Origin of the sequence: Treponema denticola (assembly GCF_024181405.1) — a bacterium.
Lineage (GTDB): Bacteria > Spirochaetota > Spirochaetia > Treponematales > Treponemataceae > Treponema_B > Treponema_B denticola_D.
Map to the genome: position 1 here is coordinate 697,147 of NZ_CP051302.1, position 20,706 is coordinate 717,852.

The window sequence follows — 20,706 nt, forward strand, 5'->3', positions numbered from 1 at the left end:
TTTTATTTGAACTTTAAGCCCAATTTGGAGGTATTATAAAGATGAAGCAAAAGATGAGTAAGTTTTTAGCGGACAGTAAACCTGTCTTAAAAAAACTGATAGAAGAGCTTTCTAAAGAATTTGAGTATGTTTCGATTTTGGGGACTGACTCAAAGGGAAAATCTTATTCGGTACGCAAAACGGCTGTTTCGGTTGGAGATTCTTTTTCGACTGAAAGGGGTTTTGTCTTGCGGGTTTATAACGGTCTGGGATATTCGGAGTATTCTTTTGATGTAATTGATGCTGAAAATATCAAAAAAGAAATCAGGCGTATTGCAAAAACCGATATTGAGTTTTTAAAATCGAAAAACCTTGAAAGAATTAAGTATCCCGTAATCGAGGAAGAGGCTTTAGCAAAAAGCTTTTATTCCGAAGTAAAAGAAAGCTTTGATTCGATGAATGACGAGCAAAAAATAAAAAGGCTTGAATCCGTAATGAAAAAGGGATTTGACTATTGCCCCGAAATGATAGATTTTCAGGTCAGGTATGAAGAGGTTTCCGTTTGCAAAATTTTCCTTTCGCAAAAAAAAGATTTGGAACAGGCCTATGCTTATGCAATTTCTTATCTTATTCCTTATTTAAAAAAGGGCGAGGCTGTAAAGTACAGCTACCAAGCTTTTTCGGGAAACTGCGGTATGGAAATTTTACACGAGGTTGAAGGCAATATCAAAAAAAGCATTGATGCAACAAAGGAGCTTTTGGATGCCGAAAGGATTAAGCCGGGAGTTTACGATATTATCTGTAAGCAAAATGTTACGGGCCTTATAGCTCATGAAGCTTTCGGCCATGGGGTCGAGATGGATATGTTCGTTAAAAACCGTGCAAAGGCTAAGGAGTTTATCGGCAAGAAGGTTGCTTCCGAAATTACCGATATGCACGACGGAGCTGCCGCTGCGGAGCAGGTTTCTTCATATCTTTTTGATGATGAAGGAGTCTTGGCCCAAGATACGCAGATTATCGAAAAAGGAATTTTAAAGCGGGGAATCTGCGACACCCTTTCGGCCTTGAGCTTAGGTATAAAACCCACAGGCAACGGAAAAAGGGAATCCTTTGAGCGCAAGGCCTACACCCGAATGACCAACACCTTTTTCAGTACAAAAAATTCTTCCCTCGATGAGATGATAAAATCGGTCGATTCGGGCTATTTTTTGGACGGCTATTTTAGCGGAATGGAAGACCCTAAAAACTGGGGTATTCAATGTGCGGTCGAAAAGGGATACGAAATAAAGGACGGAAAACTTACAGGTAAAATAGTCGGCCCGATTTTTTTGACCGGCTATGTTCCCGAACTTCTTTCCTCGATTTCTATGATTTCAGGCGATGAAGACTTTGAGCTCGGCGGTTCAGGTTTTTGCGGAAAGGGTTATAAAGAATATGTAAGAACCTCTGCAGGAGGCGGATATATTAAAGCACGCGGGAGACTTGGATAATGAAAGATAAGATAATTTCTATTTTAAAGAATAAAAAAAACATAGACGGATACAGGCTTGTTCTTACAAAGATAAGATCGGGCGAAATGTTTTTGGTAAGGGATAAGATGGATATGAACCGTGCAAAAAATGTTCTTCATACTTCGCTCACGGTTTATAAAGATTTTGAAGAAGCCGGTAAAAAATACAGAGGTTCTGCCGATGTAAGCCTTTCGCCCACAATGGACGAAGAGGAAATAAACAAAAAAATTGAAGAGGCTGCTTTTGCCGCTCAATTTGTTAAAAACGAATGGTATCCTCTTAGCCGTCCTTCTTCCGAAAAGCCCTTTAGTATTTCTTCTTCATTCGATACCGAAAACTTAAATGAAGAATTGGTCAAGATTCAAAAGGCAATTTATAAAAAGCGGGATACGAAAGCCGAAATCAATTCTACCGAAATTTTTATCGACAACATGGAAGTTCAAATATTAAACTCCGAAGGTGTGGATGTTCGGTTTAAAAAATACAAGGGCTATATTGAAGTTATAACGGATTGTTCTATCGGTAAAGAAGAAGTTGAAATTTACGGGGACAATTCTTTTTCGACTGAAAGTGAAAAGCTCATAGATAATATGGTTTCGGAGCAATTAAAGGAAACTGAAGAAAGGGCTCTCGCCGAAAAGGCCAAGCACCTTAAGTCGGTCAATGTAATAATCACAAATACGGCCGCCGCTTCTTTTTTTGACTTTTATATTTCGCAAGCCTCCGCTTCGATGGTTTATACAAAGTCTTCCGCTGCTAAGTTGGGAGAAAACTTTCAAGGAAGCGGGGTAAAAGGAGATAAGCTTAATATCAAGCTCGTTCCCAATATGGCGGGTTCTCCTTATTCTGCCCCCTATGACGGGGACGGTCTTCTTTTAAAAGAGCACGAGCTTTATAAGGACGGCATCGTAAAAACTTACCACGGCTCTATAAAGTTTGCTCATTACTTGAATGTAGAACCTACGGGCAATATAGTAAATTTTGAAGTCGGTGCAGGAGCTAAAACGGAAGCCGACCTAAAAAAAGAGCCCTATGTCGAAATATTAACCTTTTCCGATTTTTTTCAGGATGAGGTAACCGGAGACTTCGGCGGCGAGTTCAGGCTTGCCCGCTATTTTGACGGGAAGGCTCTGCACATAATAAATAACGGCTCGATTTCGGGAAATATGTTTGATGCCCAAAAAGAATTTTATTTTTCAAAGGAAAGGGTGCAGCATTCAAACTATCTCGGTCCTAAAAGCATTATGATTCCGAATATGGAAGTCTTGGGAGATTAGTGTCAGCCGAAAGTTTTATTCGTGCGGAGGGTTGTTGATTTACGACAATAGAAAGTCAGTGAGGAAAGAGATATTTCCTTATTGACTTTCTTATTATGGACGGAGGAACTATGTCGATATTTAAGTTAATACTGTCTAAGAAAAAAGAGTTATTAATAATTACGCTCTTTATGATACTGGCCCAGCTATTGTCGCAAGGAATTCCCACCTTAATAAAATTTATTTCGGATAATTTTCTTGATAGTCCGCCTTTAATAATTTTAGCTTTGGCGGGAGGCTTGACAGCAGCAGGATTTGTACAATATTTTTCGGATTATTTGGCGGATAAATATTATTGGAAATTTACAAACGGTATCGGTTTGGAATTGTTAAAAGAATTTTTAATGATAGTGATGAACAGTAAAACTTTAGTGTTTTCTAAAATGAGCCCTGATGAGCTGTCAAGGATGGCAACAAGCGATATTCAACAATTAAAAGAAGCTGTAATTAAGCAGTATTTTATATCTATAAGTACTGTCATTAAAGTGCTGACCTTATTATTATTTGTTTTGTTATTGGATTATAAATTGGGCTTGATAACAATTCTTTGGTATATACTTTTTTATTGTGTAAGTAAAAAACTTGTAGATAAAATAAGCAAGGATAGAATAAATGAAAGAGCTAATTATACGGAGGTAATGGCTTTAGCAAAGGATGCCGTATATGGAAATTTCGATTTAAAATATTACGCTTCCTATAACGGCTTTTTTAAGCATTTGGAAAAAATCAATAAAAAATATATTTCGTCTCATATTTCTCTTATGCTGACCAGCTCTCAATCCCGTTATTTAAAGTATATCGGTAATTTTACAAGTATCGCTATTATTATCTGCTATAAAACTTTTATTTCGCCCGATGTAAGTACGGGTACCGTATTGGCAATGTATATGTATTCTATGAACTACGCTGCCGTCTTTAATAGTATTTTAACATTAAGAACTTATTCAAAAGATGTTAAAGCCTTAAAAAAGCCTGTAGAAGATTTTTTTAAACTGGCAAAGGAAAAAGAAAATGATGCTTCTATCATTTGCAAAGAAATAAATAATATAAAACTCAAAAACTTGAGTGTTTCTTATGACGATAAAAATATATTCAGCAGTTTTAATTGCGAATTTACAAAACATAATGTTTATTTAATAAACGGTAAAAGCGGAGCAGGAAAGACAAGTTTAATCAATGCTCTTTTGGGAGAAATCGATTATAAAGGTTCTATTCTTTTTAATGATGTTCGGTTTGAAAACATCGATAGAAATTCGTTAAAAGAAAAAATAGGAATTATTCATCAAAATATATATTTAATCGGCGGAACAGTCAAAGAAAATATTTTATTGTTTAATGATAGGTACTCTGATGCCGAGCTTGAGACGGCAGCAAAAATTGCGGGTATTAAAGATTTAACACAGCACATAGGTACAAGTGAAATTGATAAGGTTTCAGGAGGAGAGAGAAAGCGGATTGCTTTGGCCCGTCTGATGCTGAACATTGCGGAAAAGGATTTAATTATTTTAGATGAAACATTTGCTAATTTGGATATAAATTCTATTCACTCAATTTTAACCCAAGTCCTTAATAAATCTAAGGATAAGATTTTAATTATCATATCACATGATGAAGCGGTACAAAAATTTCTTAGTGGCAATACAGATTTAAGGATATTAAAAATTGGAAGTGAATAAAGGAATTCTTAAAAATTAAGGATTGATATTATATTCAAATTGATTTATAGTACATACAATGACCGATAATCGGAGGGAGCCGGTTTAAGGTCGGTTTATTGGGAGGTTTATATGGAAAAAGGTATTTTTATCGGAGTAGGAGAGAACAGGGTAGAGCTTTTGGCTAATCGTGCAAATAGGCACGGCCTCATTGCCGGGGCTACGGGAACAGGAAAGACTATTACCTTAAAGGTAATTGCAGAGGCTTTTAGCGACATGGGTGTTCCCGTTTTTTTGCCCGATGTAAAGGGAGACTTATGCAGTTTTGCCGAAAAGGGCGAGGCTAATCAAAAAATAAACGAAAGACTTGGCCTTTTGGGGCTTTCCGAATTCGAGTTTAAATCCTATCCTATACGCCTTTGGAGTATCTTAAAAGAAACCGGTCATCCCATCCGCACTACCATATCTGAGATGGGGCCCCTTCTTCTATCCAAACTTTTAAATTTAAACGAGGTTCAAGCAGGTGTTCTAAACATTGCCTTTAGAGTAGCAGATGAGGATGGATTACTCCTTTTGGATATAAAAGACCTAAAATCGATCTTGGTTTATATAGGCGAAAACAGCAAAGATTTAAAGCTTAAATACGGCAATATTTCCGATTCTTCTATAGGAGCAATTCAACGGGCTCTCCTCATTTTGGAAGGAGAGGGTGCCGAGAATTTTTTTGCAGAGCCTGCCTTGGAAATTGCCGATTTTTTTAAGCTTACCTCGGACGGGAGGGGCTATATAAACGTTTTAAATTCTACGAGCCTCTATCAAAGGCCAAATCTTTACTCGACATTTTTGCTTTGGTTTTTGTCCGAGCTTTATGAAAATCTCCCTGAAGCCGGAGACACGGAAAAACCGAAAATCGTTTTCTTTTTTGATGAAGCTCATCTTCTTTTTAATAATTTATCTTCAGTCCTCATCGAAAAGATAGAGACCATGATCAGACTTATCCGCTCAAAGGGTGTTGCCGTTTTTTTTGTTACGCAAAATCCTGCCGATTTGCCTGAAAGTATTTTAAGCCAGTTAGGAAATAAATTTCAACATGCTCTCAGGGCATTTACTCCCAAGGACCAAAAGGCCATAAAGCTTTCGGCCGAAACTTTCAGGTCTAATCCTAAATTCGATACGGCTAAGGTTCTTACAGAGCTTAAAACTGGTGAAGCCCTTGTTTCCCTCTTACAGGAAGACGGAAGTCCATCTGTAAGTCAAAGGGTTCTGATAGCTCCTCCTAAGAGTAAGATAGGAACTGTAGGGGAGGCAAAACTTAAAGCTATTGTTGAAGAGTCTCCCCTTCTTTATAAGTACAAGGATATAATCGACAGGGAATCCGCCTATGAAATTCTTACGGGCCGGTTTGAAGAAAAGAAGCTTGTTGCCGAAAGAGAACTTGAAGAAAAACGTCTTACCAAGGAGGCTGCTGCAAAGGCAAAAGAAGAGGCTGCCTTAATCAGGGCCGAGAATGCCCGAATACGGGCAGAAAATGCAAGGCGCCGTTTGGAAGAGAGTCAAAATAAAAAACAAAGAAGCGAGGCAGGAAGGCTGGGCCGTGTCTTGGTTGACAGCATGACCCGTACGGTAGGCAGAGAAATTACCCGCGGAGTTTTCGGTTCTATAAAAAAGATGTTTAAGTAGGTTAAGGCTAAAAGGTGTTTAAAAAAACTAAAAGAAAACTCCTTTATTTTGTTTGCTTTATATTTTTTTTTGCTTTTATCAAGTCTTGTGTCTTTGATGTAAAGAAGGTTTCCGGCCCTTCTATGGAGCCTTCTTTAAAGGACGGGGACTGTGTATTTATTTTTAAAGCTGCCTACGGTATAAAGCATCCTTTAAAAAATAAGTATATTTTCCGTTGGTCAAGACCTAAAAGCGGCGATATAATCGTGTACCGAAAAGACGGGCATTTTACCGTAAAAAGATGCGTAGGTATTTCGGAAGAACCTATAGAATTTTCTAAAAAATTAGGGTACAATTACGATTATTCGATGAAGGTTTCCGGAAAAGATATACCCTTGACGGCTATACAATTCCGCAATTTAGGCGGTATGTCCGATGAAGAAAAGGTGCGGGTTCCGGCGGGCTATGTTTTAGCCTTGGGAGATAATCTAAAAGAGTCTCATGATTCCCGCGATTACGGTTTTGGCCTCGTTGACGGTATTTACGGTAAGGTTTTTATATGGAAGAAGTAGATAGTTTTATTTCAAAACCTAGGTTTTGGTTTTTTATAAGTCTTGTAATTATTTTTGTTGTTTTGCTTATACTCCAATTTGCAAAGTACATGATAATGAAAGAACCTGTAGTGATTACGCCTAAGGTTTCGACTGAAAGGGGGACTATATATGACAGAAATAAAAAAATCCTTGCAGTTCAGACAACTATTTATAATCTTTATGCCGATAAAACCCTTATGAAAAATCCTGCCGAGGCGGCGAAGGTCTTGGCCCCTGTTTTAATGCAAAACGAATCAGATCTCTTGGAAAAAATTCAAGATTCCAAATCCAATTTTTTATATTTAAAAAAAAGAATGAGCGAAAGTGAAAGGGATTTGGTTAAAAACGTTATAGATGAAAATAAATTAAGCGGTATCAGGTTTGAGTCTGTGTTTAACCGCACCTATCCCGAAAATACCTTAGCCTCTACAGTCGTAGGTTTTTTAGGTGATGACGGCAGGGGTAAAACAGGCGTAGAATACTCCCTTCAAAATATTCTCTCTCCTCCTCCTGAAACAAAGGGTTATACAGGCAAGGGCTACGATGTTTATCTAAGCATAGACGGAAACATTCAGTACATGCTCGAAAAAATTATATCGAAAACGATGGAAGAAACAAAGGCTCAATCTGCCGTTTTTCTTGCTGTTGATGCAAAGACCGGAGAAGTCCTCGCCTATGTAAACTCTCCTTCTGCTTCCCTTGCAAACTTTATAGAAAGCACGCCTGAACAGCGCCTTGATCGTCCTGCAAACTATGTTTATGAGCCGGGGTCGGTTTTTAAGATATTTTCTATGGCTGCCTTTTTGGAGTTGGGTACTACTAAGGACGGGCAAGTCTATGATTGCAATGCTCTTTTTGAATTTAACAAGCCCAATGTAAAACCAATAACCTGTTTAAAGACTCATGGAAGGGTAAGCCCGCGGGATGTAATCCGTCTTTCATGTAACGATGCAACTGCTCAGATTGCCGATATTACCGAAAAAAATGCTTTTTATGAAAAGATTAAACTTTTCGGTTTCGGCTCCAAAACCAATATAGAGCTTCCGGGAGAGACGGCCGGTCTTCTTGCCTCCCCTCAAAACTGGTCTATCCGCACAAAGCACACAATTGCTATGGGGCAGGAAATAGGAGTTTCAGCATTGCAGCTGGTTGAAGCTGCAACGGCCTTTACAAATAAAGGTTCCACTTTGAGGCTTTCTCTTATTTCAAAGGTTGCCGACAAGGAAGGAAACATTGTCTATCTTCATAAGCCATCGGTTTTAAACAAGGTTATATCCGAAAAAAATGCCGAGCTGCTTTTAAGCTATATGAGAACGGGCTCCATAGAGGGTATAGCTTGGAGGGCCTCTATCAACGGAGTTCCCATTGCAGTAAAAACCGGAACAGCTCAGATGGCAAATGAGAAAGGCGGGGGCTACAGTAAGACCGATTTTATTTCAAGCTGTATAGGAATTTTTCCGGCAGATGATCCTAAGATTATTTTATATACGGCAGTCATAAAACCTGTCGGACAAATATACGGCTCCGTTATTGCGGCTCCCGTAATTTCCGAGGCCTCGAACGAAATTATAGATTATCTCGGGCTTGCAAGGGAAAACGCCCCAACCGTTGAGCATACGGGACGGATCCCCATAAGCGAAAATAAACCTGTCGTCTTAAAAGATAAGATGCCCGACTTAACGGGTGTTCCAAAAAAACTTTTGCTTGAGCTTCTTTTACAAAAAGACTTTTCGGTAAAAATTACAGGTGACGGATATGTCGTCTCTCAAAGTCCTCCGCCCGGCACACCTCTTAAAAAAGGAATGAAAATTGAGCTCAATCTCGAATAAAGAAAGCGCCGGCAATCGTGAAATTTTGTATAAGAACCTTTTTCATAATGCGGAGCTTTTTACTTGCCGGTTTCCTGAGCTCTCTGCTGCCTTGGGCCTTGACTCCGAGATCGGTATTAAACAATTTGCCGAAAGAATTCCTGAAAGCTATTATCTCGAAGAAGCAAAATTAAAAGAAAAAGATAAAAAGATTTTTACTGCACGCATAAACGGAAAATACCTGCATTCAAAATATAATCCTATAAGCGAGGCCGAAAAAAATATCTCCCTTGATTTTTTTAAAGATAAAAAGGCTAAAAGCTCTTGTATTTTTTGCGGCCTTGGTTTGGGCTATACTCAAGAACTTTATGCAAAAAAATATCCTAAATCTTCGCTGATTATAATTGAGCCCGACCTCTTTGTTTTTTTTCTTTTTTTACAAAGCCGTCCTTTGGATGATTTTTTTATGCACGAAAATCTGATTCTTCTTTTAGGCCTTTATCCGAAAGATGTGTTGGATTTTTTTGAAAGCAAATCTTTTTTTGATATTCCCGCTTTTAAAATTCAGCCATTGATTGATGTAAGTTCTTCTTGGTTTTCAGAGTTTGAGGCCTTAAAAAAACGGAGAAATGAAAAGACAAATTTAAACAAAAATACCTTAAAAAAATTCGGAAAACTTTGGCTTAAAAATTTTTTAAAAAATATGGAACAAACCGAAGGTCTTTTTGGCATCAATAAAATAGAAAATATTTTTGCTTCTTGTCCTGCTTTGATAATTGCTGCAGGGCCAGGCTTGGATGATACGATAAATCTTGTAAAAGAAAATGAAGATAAGTTTATAATCATTGCGGCAGATACGGCTGTAAGGGCTTGTCATAGGCATGGCCTAAAACCCGACTTTATTCTTTTAATGGATGCTCAATATTGGAACTATCTTCATCTTGCAGACCTCGACATTTCGGATTCGATTCTTATTACCGAATCTTCCGTATATCCGGCCGTTTTCCGGCTTAAAACAAAAGCCAAGTTTTTATGCACTTCCATGTTTCCCCTTGCTCAATATATAGAAAAACTTATAGGCGAAAAGGGTAAACTTGTTACCGGCGGTTCCGTTGCAACAGCTTGCTGGGATTTTGCAAGAATTTTAGGCTGTTCTGAAATTATTTTTGCAGGACTCGATTTAGCCTTTCCCGATTTTCAAACCCACTTTAAGGGAAGCCGCTTTGAAGAAGATGTAAATGCTTTTTCAAACCGGTTTTTTCCTTCGGAAACAGCTTCGCATCTAAGCCTTTATTCCGCCTCGCCTCAATTAAAAGAAGGCTATGAGGGAAAGGTTTTAAGCGACAAGAGAATGCAGATGTATGCTTGGTGGTTTGAAAGTAAGATTGCCGAGTTCCCCGATATTAAAACCTATAATCTTTTACCGCAGGGCTTAAAAATTCCGAATATGCCGGCCCTAAGTATGGAAGAGTTTTTACTTAAAGCAAAAGCTTCGCCTCTTTCAAAAAAAATAAAAATCGAAAAGATGAGTGCTTTACCTAACTTGTCTTCTAAAAAAGAAGACAGTCTTGGCCGAACTTCTCCAAACCTTTCCTCGGCCTTAAAAGAATTAAGTACCGATTTGGAAAAAATAATGAAGCTTGCAAAAGAGGGTATGGATATATGCCGGAATCTTTTAGACTCTTTAAAAAACGGAAAGTCACTTGAAGATTCTATCATAAATAAAAGCATAGAGAGCTTAAACCTTATCGACGAAAAAATAAAAACCGATAAGACCAATACCATAATAGGCTTTGACCTCTTGCTTGATGAAGATGAAATCAAGCCCGGTAACGGCAAATCTTTTACCTCCGTTTACGAAGAAAATTTTTTAATTTATAAAAAGATATACGAAACCTGTGCCTTAATTTATCCTTTAAAAATCAAAAGATAGATGATTCCGTTGTGGACAGAGTGAAGTACTATAACGCAAAGAGCCGCTTTTATACTTGCCGTTGTTATGTTGCATTTGGCAGAGGATTTTTTTTGTATAAGAACATATAATACTCTAAAAATTATTCCTGCGGCCGCAGCATAAAGCACATTAAAGGGACCTAAATAACGGTGAGCCAGAGCAAAAAAAATGACCGGAAGAATTTCATAGGCGGCAAAGGCCGATTTAAAGCTCTTAGAATTTTCTCGGTAAAAACTTTTTATTCTATACGGTAAATATATTCGGTATAGAATTTCTTCATAGGCTGCAAAAAAAACTATTTTCGATATAAAGACTAAAACATAAAAGATACCTTCCGGCTGAGGCGGCGGGGTAAAATCCCTCTTATTTAACATCGGAGGAAGGACAAAAATGGTGAAAATGAAGATAAATTCAAGTAAAAACCTTAGAGTCTTCTTATCAAAATGCATAATTTATGGTATTATATCACAAAGAGATAAATATGTATATTCTTGTAGTTTTTATTATTGTGTTTCTTTTATTTACGGCTTTCTCGTTTACTCTTCCGGGGAGACGGTTTTTGGATTTAATCCGTTTTTTTACCGAAGGGAAAGACAGGGGCTTTTTATTTTCTAATCTTTTATTGTTGTGGCGGACAGCCAATTATGTAGGTCTTGAAGATAAAACCCGTCTTTTTTGGTCGGTTCCGGCCTTAGATGAATGCATACGCTTTATTGCCCGTCAGGTTGAAAATAAGCTGGATGCCGATGTTTCTCAAAAAATGCAAATTTTACTTAACAAACTCTATGATTACCGCACAAAAATTGAATTGGAAGAAGTTCAAAAAAAACGAAGAATTGAATCAACTCATGAAATTTATATCGGCCAAATTTGTATTATCTTTGTGCCGCGAGAAACAACCGTTTACGGCAAACTTATGGCAAATACAAAGAATGAGCTTGTGTTTGCCCTCTTTGATGCATCTGCAGAAAGAGCCGAAAAAGTTAATTGGCAAAATAAGGCTGTAAGGGTTTATTTTTGGAAACAAAATGATGCAGGATATGTCTTTAGTTCTGAAGCCGTCAAGGCAAAAAAAATAGAGGACCGCATAGAAATTTATATTAAACATTCAAAAAAAATTGTTCGTACACAAAAAAGAAAATCGGTTAGAGCTTCATGCGATGTTGAAGGCTTGATGTTTCCTCTTAGGGCAGGAGATCCTTATAATTCCGATTATGAAACTCATGGCGGAGTAAAATCAAACATAAAGGACATATCGGAAGACGGAGCCATGTTTTTTGTAAAAGGCAAGGCTGCAAAGGGTATCCGAATGAAGCTGCAATTTAAACTAAAAAATACCGAGATTGTAATGTGCGGTAAGATTGTCCGCTTTGTTTATGATCAACCCTTAAATAAATCGCGAGTACATTTTAAATGTGAATTTTTAGATCAAAAAATGAAAAATGTTATTTTATCATACATATATAATATAGCAACGACCGATGATAATACCGAATTTATAAACAGTATTTTAAAAGAAGAAAATAATGATCATTCAGTGGCAGACCAAAAAATAAAAGATAACGATTTTTTGCAAGACGGCTTAACTGACGGTCAAATGCTCTATGATTTTGCAGAAGGTAAGGGGTCTGTATGAAAAGAATAGTTTTTGTTTTAGTTTTTATCTTTTGTGTTTTTTCTATTTTTGCTGTAGACCAAGATGAGCTTTTAAATTTGCGTAAAGATTTTATTTCTGCAGGGATAGATGTGAAGGCCGTTATTTTGCGTTCACTTTCACAATCGGATGATAAAAGCTTAATTCCCATATATCAGGATGCGGTGGAATATGTTAAAACCTCTTATGAAATATTGCAAAATGATGACAGGCTTTTAAATATAGGTATAATTGCCGTAACCAAGCTTGGAGAGCTAAACGAATTAAAGGCCTCTGCAAGTATCCGCTACTTGTTTTCTACGGTTGAAAATGAAGATTTTCAAATAGCCTGCTTAAAAAGTCTAAGCAAATTGGTTCAAAAAGATTCCGCCTTTACGGATTATCTGAATTCCCTTTATGATTCAGGTTTATCCGATTTACTTTCAGGCAAGGCGTCTAACGTTAATCTTCTAAGAGTCTACGCCGAAGCTCTCGGGAATTTTGCAGATCCTTCTTCTTTTGACGTCTTGATTAAAACCTTATTTTATCCTGTAAACGATGGTTTAAAGGATACGGTAAAAACTGCATTAAATAATATTTCTTTTAATTATTTTGATGAAATTCTTGCTAAAACAATGCAAAAAAACATACAATATATATGGACACTGTATTTATTGGCAAAAGAAAATAAGCGTATTGAGGGCCCTGAGCTTGGCAGGATTAGTGAGCTTGTAATTGATTACGGTCTTAAAAATCTAAAAGGAGCGGATCTTGAGAGTTCTGAAAACTTGATTGAAGAGACTTTACCTGTTTTATCTGCATTGAAGTGGAGTAAGGCTTCTTCGCAGGTAAACAAATTTTTTTACTATGCTCAAGGTTTGCGTAAAACGAGCCTGCGGGGCGATGAATTGCTTATTAAGATAATCGATTGTATGGGAAATTTAGGTACAATCGAGTGTTCTCAAAATTTGTCGATATTTTTAGGTGTGTTAAATTCGGAAACCGAAAAAACAAAGCAATACAGTGAGCCTCTAGTGCTCAGTGTGATTACGGCTTTGAGAAAGCTTGGGGATAAAACCGCATTTGACTATCTATTGTATGTTGAATACTTAAATTATTCTGAAACGGTTAAACAAGCTTCTCGAAATGCCATAGAGGAGTTAAAGTGGTAAATGAAAACAGATTAACACGTAATACGTTTTTTGTATTAAAACCGATTGTAATTTCAGCCTGTGCGGCTGTTCTATCTTTTTATTTTTTTTGTGCAATAGGAAATTATTTTAATAAATTTTTGATAAGTTCTATTTTTATTTTAAGTTTTATAATCGGTTTTATATTTAGAAAAAAGAAGTTCTTTTTTATCTTTTCAGGGCTTTTTATAGGAAGCTTTGCAGTATTGCGTTTATTTTTTATCTATGCGGAGCCTTTTTCCCTTGCCGAATTAAATAAGGTTAAAAGCATTCAAGCCGAGCTTACGGGAGAAGCTTATCCTGCAGGTGAAAAATACTATGCTGCAAATGCTAAACTTATTTCTTTTTCGTATAATAATGGGGCAAAATTTTCTGCAAAGGGAAATATAAAAATATTTTTTCCTTCGGATATGGTATTACAAAATAATGCTTACGGAATTTCGGTCTACAAGGTCGCCGATTCGGCGCCCTATAAGACCGGTTCAAGAAAAGAAGCTTTAGCCAATTTTTCCAAGGGCGTAATATTTGAAGCTTCGGGCCGTTTCGGAGCAAAGAAAAACGCTATGAGCCCCTTGGCTTTTTTTGGAGATAAATCCGTTCCCGAATTTTTAGGTTGGAGATCGGCCGTTTTAAGATTCAGGGCTTTTTTACGGTTTTATCTTATGCGTTTGTTGGCAGGGTGGGGGAGTGCCGGTGCCTTGCTTTTAGCCCTCCTTTCTGCAAACAGGGATTTTTTGATTCTTCCTGTTTCGGAAGCTTTTAGAAATGCAGGGCTTGCTCACGTTTTGGCCCTTTCGGGGATGCATGTTTCTTTGGTAAGCTTAACCGCCTTGCAGATGGGTTCTATATTCGGAAAAAAAAGCCTTGCGATAAAGTTTTCTCTAGTTTCCATTATCTTCTTTGTTTGGTTTGCAGGAGCTGCTCCATCTTTAAACCGAGCCCTCGGCATGATGATTTTAATTATTATAGGCAAGTCCTTAGGGCTTCAGCCTCCGATGATTTCGGTTTTATGTACAATGCTTATTTTTCATATTGCAGTAAAACCTGATGATGCCCTAAGTCTCGGCTTTATGCTTTCGTACGGAGCCTTGGCCGGAATTCTCATCTTTGGAAGTGCCGTACATGATATTCTAACCGGAAAAATCCCTCCTAAAATACTGGGAAGTTTTTCGGCTTCAATAGGAGCTCAAACCTTTACCGCCCCCATTGTAATAAGCAAGATAGGAGTCTTAGCACCTATAGGTATAATTGCTTCTGTCATTGTAAGCCCTCTTATATCTGCCTTTTTAATTTTAGGCCTTGCGGCAATTTTTATTTCTCTTTTATTTCCGTTTACAGGCTTTATTTTTTCTTACTTTTTAAATGCTTTTTATGATTTGATATTTTTTATTATTCGAACTTTTGCCCTTTTTCCGCTGATGACGGCAGATACTTTTTTTGCCGGCTTGACTTTTGCAATACTTCCCTTTACGGCCGGCTTAATTTGTGTGTTTTATGCCGACAGGAAATTAAAAAAGATGGAGAGTCTTTTAAAATGAAAGTTTTAATGCAGTATGCTTCAAGTGAGCTAAACGTAAAAAACTCAAGATTTTTAGCGGAAATTTTTCCTATAAATTCGGCCGCCGAAGCCAGAGAGCTTTTAAAAAGCCAAAAGGAAAAATATGAAGACTCCCGCCATGTAGTTCATGCCTTTGTAGCAGGCGAAAACGGAGAAGTCTTAGGCTGTTCCGATGACGGGGAACCTTCGGGAACGGCCGGCCGGCCGGCTCTTGCAGTGCTCAAGGGTTCAGAAATCACAAACATAATGCTTACAATTACACGCTGGTTCGGAGGAACCCTTTTGGGAACAGGCGGTTTGGTAAAAGCTTACTCGGATTCTGCAAAACTTGTTCTTCAAGAAGCTTCAACCGAAGAGCTTATCAAAAAAGAGACTTTTCAATTTGAATGCTCTTATTCCGAATGGGAAAATTTAAAGCGTCACCTTGATGAATTTTCGGTTGAACATTTAGAATTATCTTACGAAGAAAAGATAAGATTTCGAGGACAAATTCCTTTAGATAAAAAAGCACCCTTTGAAGCCTTTATTGAAAATGCTTCAAAGGGCGGTATAAGTTTAGTCTTTCCAATGTATGACAGGTTTTGAGAATTTGCAAATATGCCATATAAATTCTATTTGGAACAGATAATTCTTACAATCGAAAATACTGCTATACAAGGCCATAATTTTTTAGAATCCAATTTTGAATTATTCACCTCAAATAGTTTATATTTATCTTTAGTAAATTCTGCATAAATTATTCCGTCTGAACTAACAATATGGAATACCTGATCTTTTGATTTAACCATCTGAATAAACGAACTCATATTATCTTTCATTGTCGCTACGGTATACATGCTTGTTAACAGTACATAAAATTCAACGTTTTCAACAGAAAAAGTTGCAAGCTTAACCGGTAATTCCGACTCATGTATGGATTTTTCCCAAATCGCTTGAGAACCGGATATATTGAATTTTTCAAATTTATAGATAGGCGGGAGATTTTGAATATCAACTTCTCGGATATTTTCAATTCCATAGTCTCCTTTCTTTTGCCGATAGTTAATTTGAATATCGTAAAAAATATCGTTAAGCCGGACCTGTCCTGTCCATTTCATGAGGTCTGCTTCATTTGGATAAAGAGGATCAAAGCCTAACCTAAAGTCTTCTTTTCCATTCAAAATAATATCATTAGAATCAGCAATGGCTGACTTTTTAAATTCAATAATATTTCCGAAATATTTTGTTTCAAATGCTGTAGTATCGGTTCCATAATACTTTACTGTTATACATGATGAAAAAATAAATATTCCTAAAAATAAAAATATAATACCTTGATTAGTTTTCATTAGCTAAAACTCCTCAACGTTAATCAAAATAGGCTGCTTTTCGTTCCTAAATCGAGATTATTTAATTGAGTAAATGAGTATTTATTCCTATAATGTAACAATAAACGATCAAATTCCTTTAGATAAAAAAATACCCTTTGAAGCCTTTATTGAAAATGCTTCAAAGGGCGGTATTAGGTTAGTCTTTCCAGCCTACACTTAAAAAGATTGCTGAAACTGAAGTAGCCGTGTTTATTGCGTCTTCAATGCCGGGTGATTGGTTGGTAAGCGTAGGAGAATTGGCTTCCGCTTCTGCAAGAGTTGCGACTGATGCCGGTAAAACTTCATTAGCCTTGATATTTTGAGCCGGAGTTACCATCCCTGTATCGCTTATAATAACAGAGTCGCCGATATTTACCCTTGTTTCAATTCCATCATTGTTTACATACGACCATGTTCCGCTTGTTCCGATTAAAAGACCGTCAGAACCGATCTCTCCCGATGTTCCTCGAACGGAAGCTGTTGCAACAGGTGTTTTTACCTTAAACTCAACCTTTTTTGTTGAAGCCGGTTTTACATCGGCCTTTACGGAACCTACATTTAAGTAAACTTCCGAAGAAACGGTTTCATTCTTTTCGGCGATTTCTTCAATTGTAAGTCTTGTCATAGGTTTAACCGTAATAACGGAACCGTCAATCTTTAAAGTCAGTTCGGATTTAAACCCTGTCGAAATCATAAGTCCCGATGTTATTTTGTTTCCAGCCCTTGCAGGAATCCATTTTCCGCCTTGCTTTATTTCAGCCTTTCCCTTGACTGCAACAACCTCACCGCTAATAGCCAAAAGCGGAGTTAACATAAAGCAAACCAAACTAATAATAAGAAATACCTTTTTCATCTTTTTCTCCTATAAAAATTTTAGAACGAAATGATGCCCTTTAATTTGAACACTGCATCAAACTTACCGTTTTTTCCCACAAACATACCTAGATCAGTACTAATGGATATATCTTGAAGTATTGTATAATTGGCAGATACATCCCACTCAAAACCGGCAAAATTGCTTCTACCCTTAGGTTGAGTTGCTGCATAAGCCATAATAGCAGCCTCCGTACTTAAAAACAAATCTTTTACAGGTTTTATGCTGCCATCTAAACTTATTTTTAATAAATCCGTAGGCTCCATAAATGTAACCTTTGATAAATTTGAAAGCGTAAAAGATTTAAAGCTCATGTTGCCGCCTGAGAATAATTGCATTTTTAAACCTAGTTTTGAACTGTATTTTTCAAAATAGTAGTCCAGTTCTCCTGATAAAAACAAGCCTATTCCCGGATTTTTTTGATCCCTTGTCAATATGGAGGTTGATACTGAGGTAAGATAAAAAAGTCCGTTGACTATGGGACCGTTTACCGATATTGAAATGTAATTGTTTGTTGTCTTTGGATTTTCCGTTGCAATGAACGAGTTCAAATCAAAATCGATCGCATGACGCAATGATTGAAAAGGAACATGGAACAAAGCAGATATATGCACAAAAGACGGTGCAAGATTGTAAATTTTTGGTTGCTTCTTTGATATTGATGTTATACCGGTTGCATTGATAGGATTTACATAGGCGTTTAAAAGCCCTGTGTATCCTAGGTTAAAATATGTTGAAAAATTAGTTTTATTGTATGCTATATATACACCATCAATGTTTTGATTTAAAATGATTGCTGTAATATCCGATATGTTATATCTTCCCGCATCAATGCTTAGACTATTATTATTATCTAAAGGAATTAGAAAACTGAATTTCAACATATCCAAATTAACAATATGATCTAAATTCGGCTCTCCCTCAGGTTTTATAGGCTTTTTTAAATTGAACAAATATGAAGACTGAATAGCAAAATTATAATTTCCTTCTTTATCGAGATTTTGTTTAGCCCAAAGAGACAGACTATCGAAATGAGATAGATTTGCTTTATTTTTACCAAGGTCAATGCCGAGACCCGTTTTAAACATTCCGCCTCCTTCAAAGGCTGAAAGGTTTAATGCAACAGCTAAAAACAAAAATATAAACAATTTTACTTTTTTCATTATCTATCCTCCTTACTTATCTTCTTTAGGCATTATTTTGGCCAATAGATTGATTGCGGTAAACGGCGTGATATGTGAAGACGGAACCGTTTTATGGGGAATCAGCTTCATTGCTTTAAGCTGTCTAAAAGCGTAGTGCGGATTTTTTGCGATTCCGTACCATAAGCCATGCTCTATCGAAGAATACTGCAAAGCCAAATTAGAAAATTCGTCAAATCTAATAGGCTCATCATGTTTTTTGTTTTCGAACATTTTAAGACCCTTAAATTTATTAAAGGCCGTTTCATAGGAGTTCTTATCATCGACTTCTCCAATGGACGTGCCCACAAGATAGCATGCCTGTCCTATTGTTAAGGTCTTTGATGCTAAAATCTCATCCACCTTTTCTGCCGATTGAGCAAAAAGAATTGCTCCAATACCTAAATATATAAGAATTGTTGATATTCTTTTCATACAGCCTCCCTTATTTATCACAGTTTTACTTATATATAAGTATATCACAAAAAATAAAAAACAACAATCGGAATATAAAAAAAATGAAATTATTTTCTTCTTGAAATTTTATTTTTTTTGTTGTATGGTGATTATAAGGCGGGAGGGATTATGGCAGCGGGAAAACAGCTGATTAAAGAAAATAGTGCCTATATAGATATTTTGCCGGAATGGGCACAGGAGCTTTCCAGAAAATATTGCTCAAAAACGGCAAACCTTTACTTTGTACATGGAAATATAAGGGATTTTTTACCCCATCAAATAACCGAATATGGACATAACTTCTTGTTCATAAAAATAAGAGATTATATTTCCGAAGTTTTGTTTGGAAATCAGGACATAATAGTGTATTACGATAAGTCCGGAGGCGTTTCTTTTTGTACTTCCGATATGGAAAGAGCTTATCTTGAGACAATGCATATGACTTATCCTGATGTACCTCCCGAAAACTTTTTATCCCGAGACCCTGAGGAGGCTTTTTCTTACCTTGAAAGGTATTTTGTTCTAAATTTCGGCAAGAATTTGAGGATTGTTCTTATCGTAGATTATGCCGAAACCATAATTCCTGCCGATGAGATCGGAAATTTGGATGAAACCGATAGGTACTGCCTTGTTACCCTAAACAGATGGTCCCATGAGCCTTCTTTTACTCGGGAAGATATTTCGATAATAATGCTTACCGAAAACCTGACAGACCTAAACCCCCGCCTTACAGCTTCTCCTTCCACAATAAAGGTGCGTATTCCCCTGCCTGATGCGGCCGTAAGGGTTAATTTTTTAGAACATTTAAGACGTACCGAGGAAATCCTTTTAGCTGAGAGGGGCTTGAGCCCTGAAAGAATGGGTGCTTTAACCTCCGGTTTAAATCTATTAAATCTTTACCAGCTTGTAGGAGAGTCTTATCAGGACGACAAGCCTATAAGTTTGGATTATTTGGCAACCAAAAAAAGGGAAATTATCGAAAATGAGGCCGGAGGCCTTTTGGAATTTATAGATACGGATTATGACCTCTCCCTTGTTTCCGGCCATGACTTTGTAAAAAAGCGCTTTAAATTTGCGGCTAAGGCTTTAAAGGCTGCCCGAACCGATGTTCTTCCTATGGGCTATCTTATCTCCGGCCCAATAGGCACGGGAAAGACCTTTATAGTGTCCGCCTTTGCAGGCGAAATAGGCATTCCCATGGTGCGTTTACGAAATTTCCGCTCTCAATGGCAGGGAGCTACCGAATCGAATCTTGAAAAGGTGCTGAATATTTTGAGGGCTATGTCGCCTGTGGCAGTTATGATAGATGAGGCCGATGTTGTGCTCGGAAACCGCACCGCAAACGATATATCCGGTACCTCTAGCAGGGTTTTTGCTCAAATAGCAAATTTTATGGGGAATACGGCTTACAGGGGAAAGATAATCTGGTTTTTGATTACCTGCCGCCCCGACCTTATTCCCGTCGACTTAAAAAGGCAGGGCAGGGCTGAAGAACATCTGGCTCTTTTTTATCCCGAAACCGATGCCGAAAGGCTTGATCTTTTTGAAACTCTTCAAAGAAAACTCCGCATCAAGCTCCATGATGTAAATTTAAATTCGATAATAAAAAAGATTAAATTCGATGTATCCGGTGCGGATATAGAAGCCATACTTGTGCGTGCCAAGATGAACGCTACTGTAGAAGGCAGAGCAATGGTTATACAAAAAGACTTGGAAGAAACTATAGCCGATTTTATTCCGCCTTCTTATCCCTATGAGATAGAGCTGCAAAATTTGGTTGCAGCAATAGAGTGCACAAGCAAGGAGATGGTTCCGAAAAAATACCAATCCATGCAGCGCTCTGCCATGTCTTCGGAAATTTTCGAAATAAAACAGCTTTTAGGAGAAAAATAATTTAATATCGGCTTGACACGCTATATATAGTGTGTTATCCTGTAGTGTATAATTAGATACGCTATTTTTGGGAGGGAGGGATGCCGGCTTTTAGGCA

At 37.2% G+C, this 20,706-nt stretch carries 17 protein-coding genes and 1 pseudogene; 13 read left to right on the forward strand and 5 right to left on the reverse strand.

Translation table 11 applies throughout. The features are described 5' to 3' along the window. Nucleotides 1-41 precede the first annotated feature (41 nt). The 7 genes from HGJ18_RS03180 to HGJ18_RS03210 all read left to right on the forward strand — a co-directional run bounded on the left by HGJ18_RS03180 (nucleotide 42) and on the right by HGJ18_RS03210 (nucleotide 10,454). Nucleotides 42-1,469 carry a TldD/PmbA family protein gene (locus HGJ18_RS03180; protein ID WP_253697636.1) on the forward strand — a complete coding sequence of 476 codons (1,428 nt, stop codon included), beginning with the start codon at nucleotides 42-44 and terminating at the stop codon, nucleotides 1,467-1,469. After that, nucleotides 1,469-2,767 (forward strand): metallopeptidase TldD-related protein, encoded by a 1,299-nt coding sequence (locus tag HGJ18_RS03185; protein WP_253697637.1) that lies wholly within the window; start codon nucleotides 1,469-1,471, stop codon nucleotides 2,765-2,767. The genes HGJ18_RS03180 and HGJ18_RS03185 overlap by 1 nt, the downstream gene beginning before the upstream one ends. A 110-nt stretch (nucleotides 2,768-2,877) precedes the next feature. Beyond that, entirely contained in the window at nucleotides 2,878-4,482 is a 1,605-nt protein-coding gene (locus HGJ18_RS03190) for an ATP-binding cassette domain-containing protein (RefSeq protein WP_253697638.1), read from the forward strand. Nucleotides 4,483-4,593: 111 nt separating this feature from the next. Continuing rightward, nucleotides 4,594-6,141 (forward strand): helicase HerA-like domain-containing protein, encoded by a 1,548-nt coding sequence (locus HGJ18_RS03195; protein ID WP_253697639.1) that lies wholly within the window; start codon nucleotides 4,594-4,596, stop codon nucleotides 6,139-6,141. 14 nt (nucleotides 6,142-6,155) lie between these two features. Beyond that, nucleotides 6,156-6,692, forward strand: a complete 537-nt coding sequence (gene lepB / locus HGJ18_RS03200) for a signal peptidase I (protein WP_253697640.1) — start codon at nucleotides 6,156-6,158, stop codon at nucleotides 6,690-6,692. Beyond that, a complete protein-coding gene (locus HGJ18_RS03205; protein ID WP_253697641.1) occupies nucleotides 6,680-8,542 on the forward strand; it encodes a penicillin-binding protein in 1,863 nt (620 codons plus the stop codon). The genes lepB and HGJ18_RS03205 overlap by 13 nt, the downstream gene beginning before the upstream one ends. Beyond that, complete coding sequence (locus HGJ18_RS03210; RefSeq protein ID WP_253697642.1) at nucleotides 8,523-10,454, forward strand: motility associated factor glycosyltransferase family protein; 1,932 nt, start codon at nucleotides 8,523-8,525, stop codon at nucleotides 10,452-10,454. The genes HGJ18_RS03205 and HGJ18_RS03210 overlap by 20 nt, the downstream gene beginning before the upstream one ends. Here the strand turns inward: HGJ18_RS03210 and HGJ18_RS03215 are convergent. Then, entirely contained in the window at nucleotides 10,430-10,924 is a 495-nt protein-coding gene (locus HGJ18_RS03215) for a CPBP family intramembrane glutamic endopeptidase (protein WP_253697643.1), read from the reverse strand. The two genes, HGJ18_RS03210 and HGJ18_RS03215, sit on opposite strands and share 25 nt — an antisense overlap. A 32-nt stretch (nucleotides 10,925-10,956) precedes the next feature. Between HGJ18_RS03215 and HGJ18_RS03220 the strand changes: the two genes are divergently transcribed. Genes HGJ18_RS03220 through HGJ18_RS03235 form a run of 4 tightly spaced genes read left to right on the forward strand, consistent with a single transcriptional unit; the run spans nucleotide 10,957 to nucleotide 15,441 of the window. After that, nucleotides 10,957-12,111 carry a PilZ domain-containing protein gene (locus HGJ18_RS03220; RefSeq protein WP_253697644.1) on the forward strand — a complete coding sequence of 385 codons (1,155 nt, stop codon included), beginning with the start codon at nucleotides 10,957-10,959 and terminating at the stop codon, nucleotides 12,109-12,111. After that, on the forward strand, nucleotides 12,108-13,280 hold the full coding sequence (locus HGJ18_RS03225; RefSeq protein WP_253697645.1) for a hypothetical protein: 1,173 nt from the start codon (nucleotides 12,108-12,110) through the stop codon (nucleotides 13,278-13,280). The genes HGJ18_RS03220 and HGJ18_RS03225 overlap by 4 nt, the downstream gene beginning before the upstream one ends. Continuing rightward, nucleotides 13,274-14,836, forward strand: coding sequence for a ComEC/Rec2 family competence protein (locus tag HGJ18_RS03230; protein ID WP_253697646.1), 1,563 nt, complete (start codon nucleotides 13,274-13,276; stop codon nucleotides 14,834-14,836). The genes HGJ18_RS03225 and HGJ18_RS03230 overlap by 7 nt, the downstream gene beginning before the upstream one ends. After that, nucleotides 14,833-15,441 (forward strand): YigZ family protein, encoded by a 609-nt coding sequence (locus HGJ18_RS03235; RefSeq protein WP_253697647.1) that lies wholly within the window; start codon nucleotides 14,833-14,835, stop codon nucleotides 15,439-15,441. The genes HGJ18_RS03230 and HGJ18_RS03235 overlap by 4 nt, the downstream gene beginning before the upstream one ends. 26 nt (nucleotides 15,442-15,467) lie before the next feature. Here the strand turns inward: HGJ18_RS03235 and HGJ18_RS03240 are convergent, their stop codons facing one another. Continuing rightward, complete coding sequence (locus HGJ18_RS03240) at nucleotides 15,468-16,184, reverse strand: hypothetical protein (protein WP_253697648.1); 717 nt, start codon at nucleotides 16,182-16,184, stop codon at nucleotides 15,468-15,470. A gap of 100 nt (nucleotides 16,185-16,284) precedes the next feature. Between HGJ18_RS03240 and HGJ18_RS12920 the strand changes: the two are divergent. Then, nucleotides 16,285-16,386, forward strand: a pseudogene (locus tag HGJ18_RS12920) (YigZ family protein); the annotation flags it as partial. Here HGJ18_RS12920 and HGJ18_RS03245 read toward each other — a convergent pair. From HGJ18_RS03245 to HGJ18_RS03255, 3 genes are read right to left on the reverse strand one after another with little or no spacing between them, the layout of a single operon-like run. Then, a complete protein-coding gene (locus HGJ18_RS03245; protein WP_253697649.1) occupies nucleotides 16,363-17,058 on the reverse strand; it encodes a FecR family protein in 696 nt (231 codons plus the stop codon). The pseudogene HGJ18_RS12920 and the gene HGJ18_RS03245 sit on opposite strands and share 24 nt — an antisense overlap. 20 nt (nucleotides 17,059-17,078) lie before the next feature. After that, nucleotides 17,079-18,242, reverse strand: a complete 1,164-nt coding sequence (locus HGJ18_RS03250; RefSeq protein ID WP_253697650.1) for a hypothetical protein — start codon at nucleotides 18,240-18,242, stop codon at nucleotides 17,079-17,081. 12 nt (nucleotides 18,243-18,254) lie between these two features. Then, entirely contained in the window at nucleotides 18,255-18,695 is a 441-nt protein-coding gene (locus HGJ18_RS03255; RefSeq protein WP_253697651.1) for a hypothetical protein, read from the reverse strand. 150 nt (nucleotides 18,696-18,845) lie between these two features. On the opposite strand from HGJ18_RS03255, the gene HGJ18_RS03260 reads away from it, so the two are divergent. After that, on the forward strand, nucleotides 18,846-20,609 hold the full coding sequence (locus HGJ18_RS03260) for an ATP-binding protein (protein ID WP_253697652.1): 1,764 nt from the start codon (nucleotides 18,846-18,848) through the stop codon (nucleotides 20,607-20,609). Nucleotides 20,610-20,706: the final 97 nt, after the last annotated feature.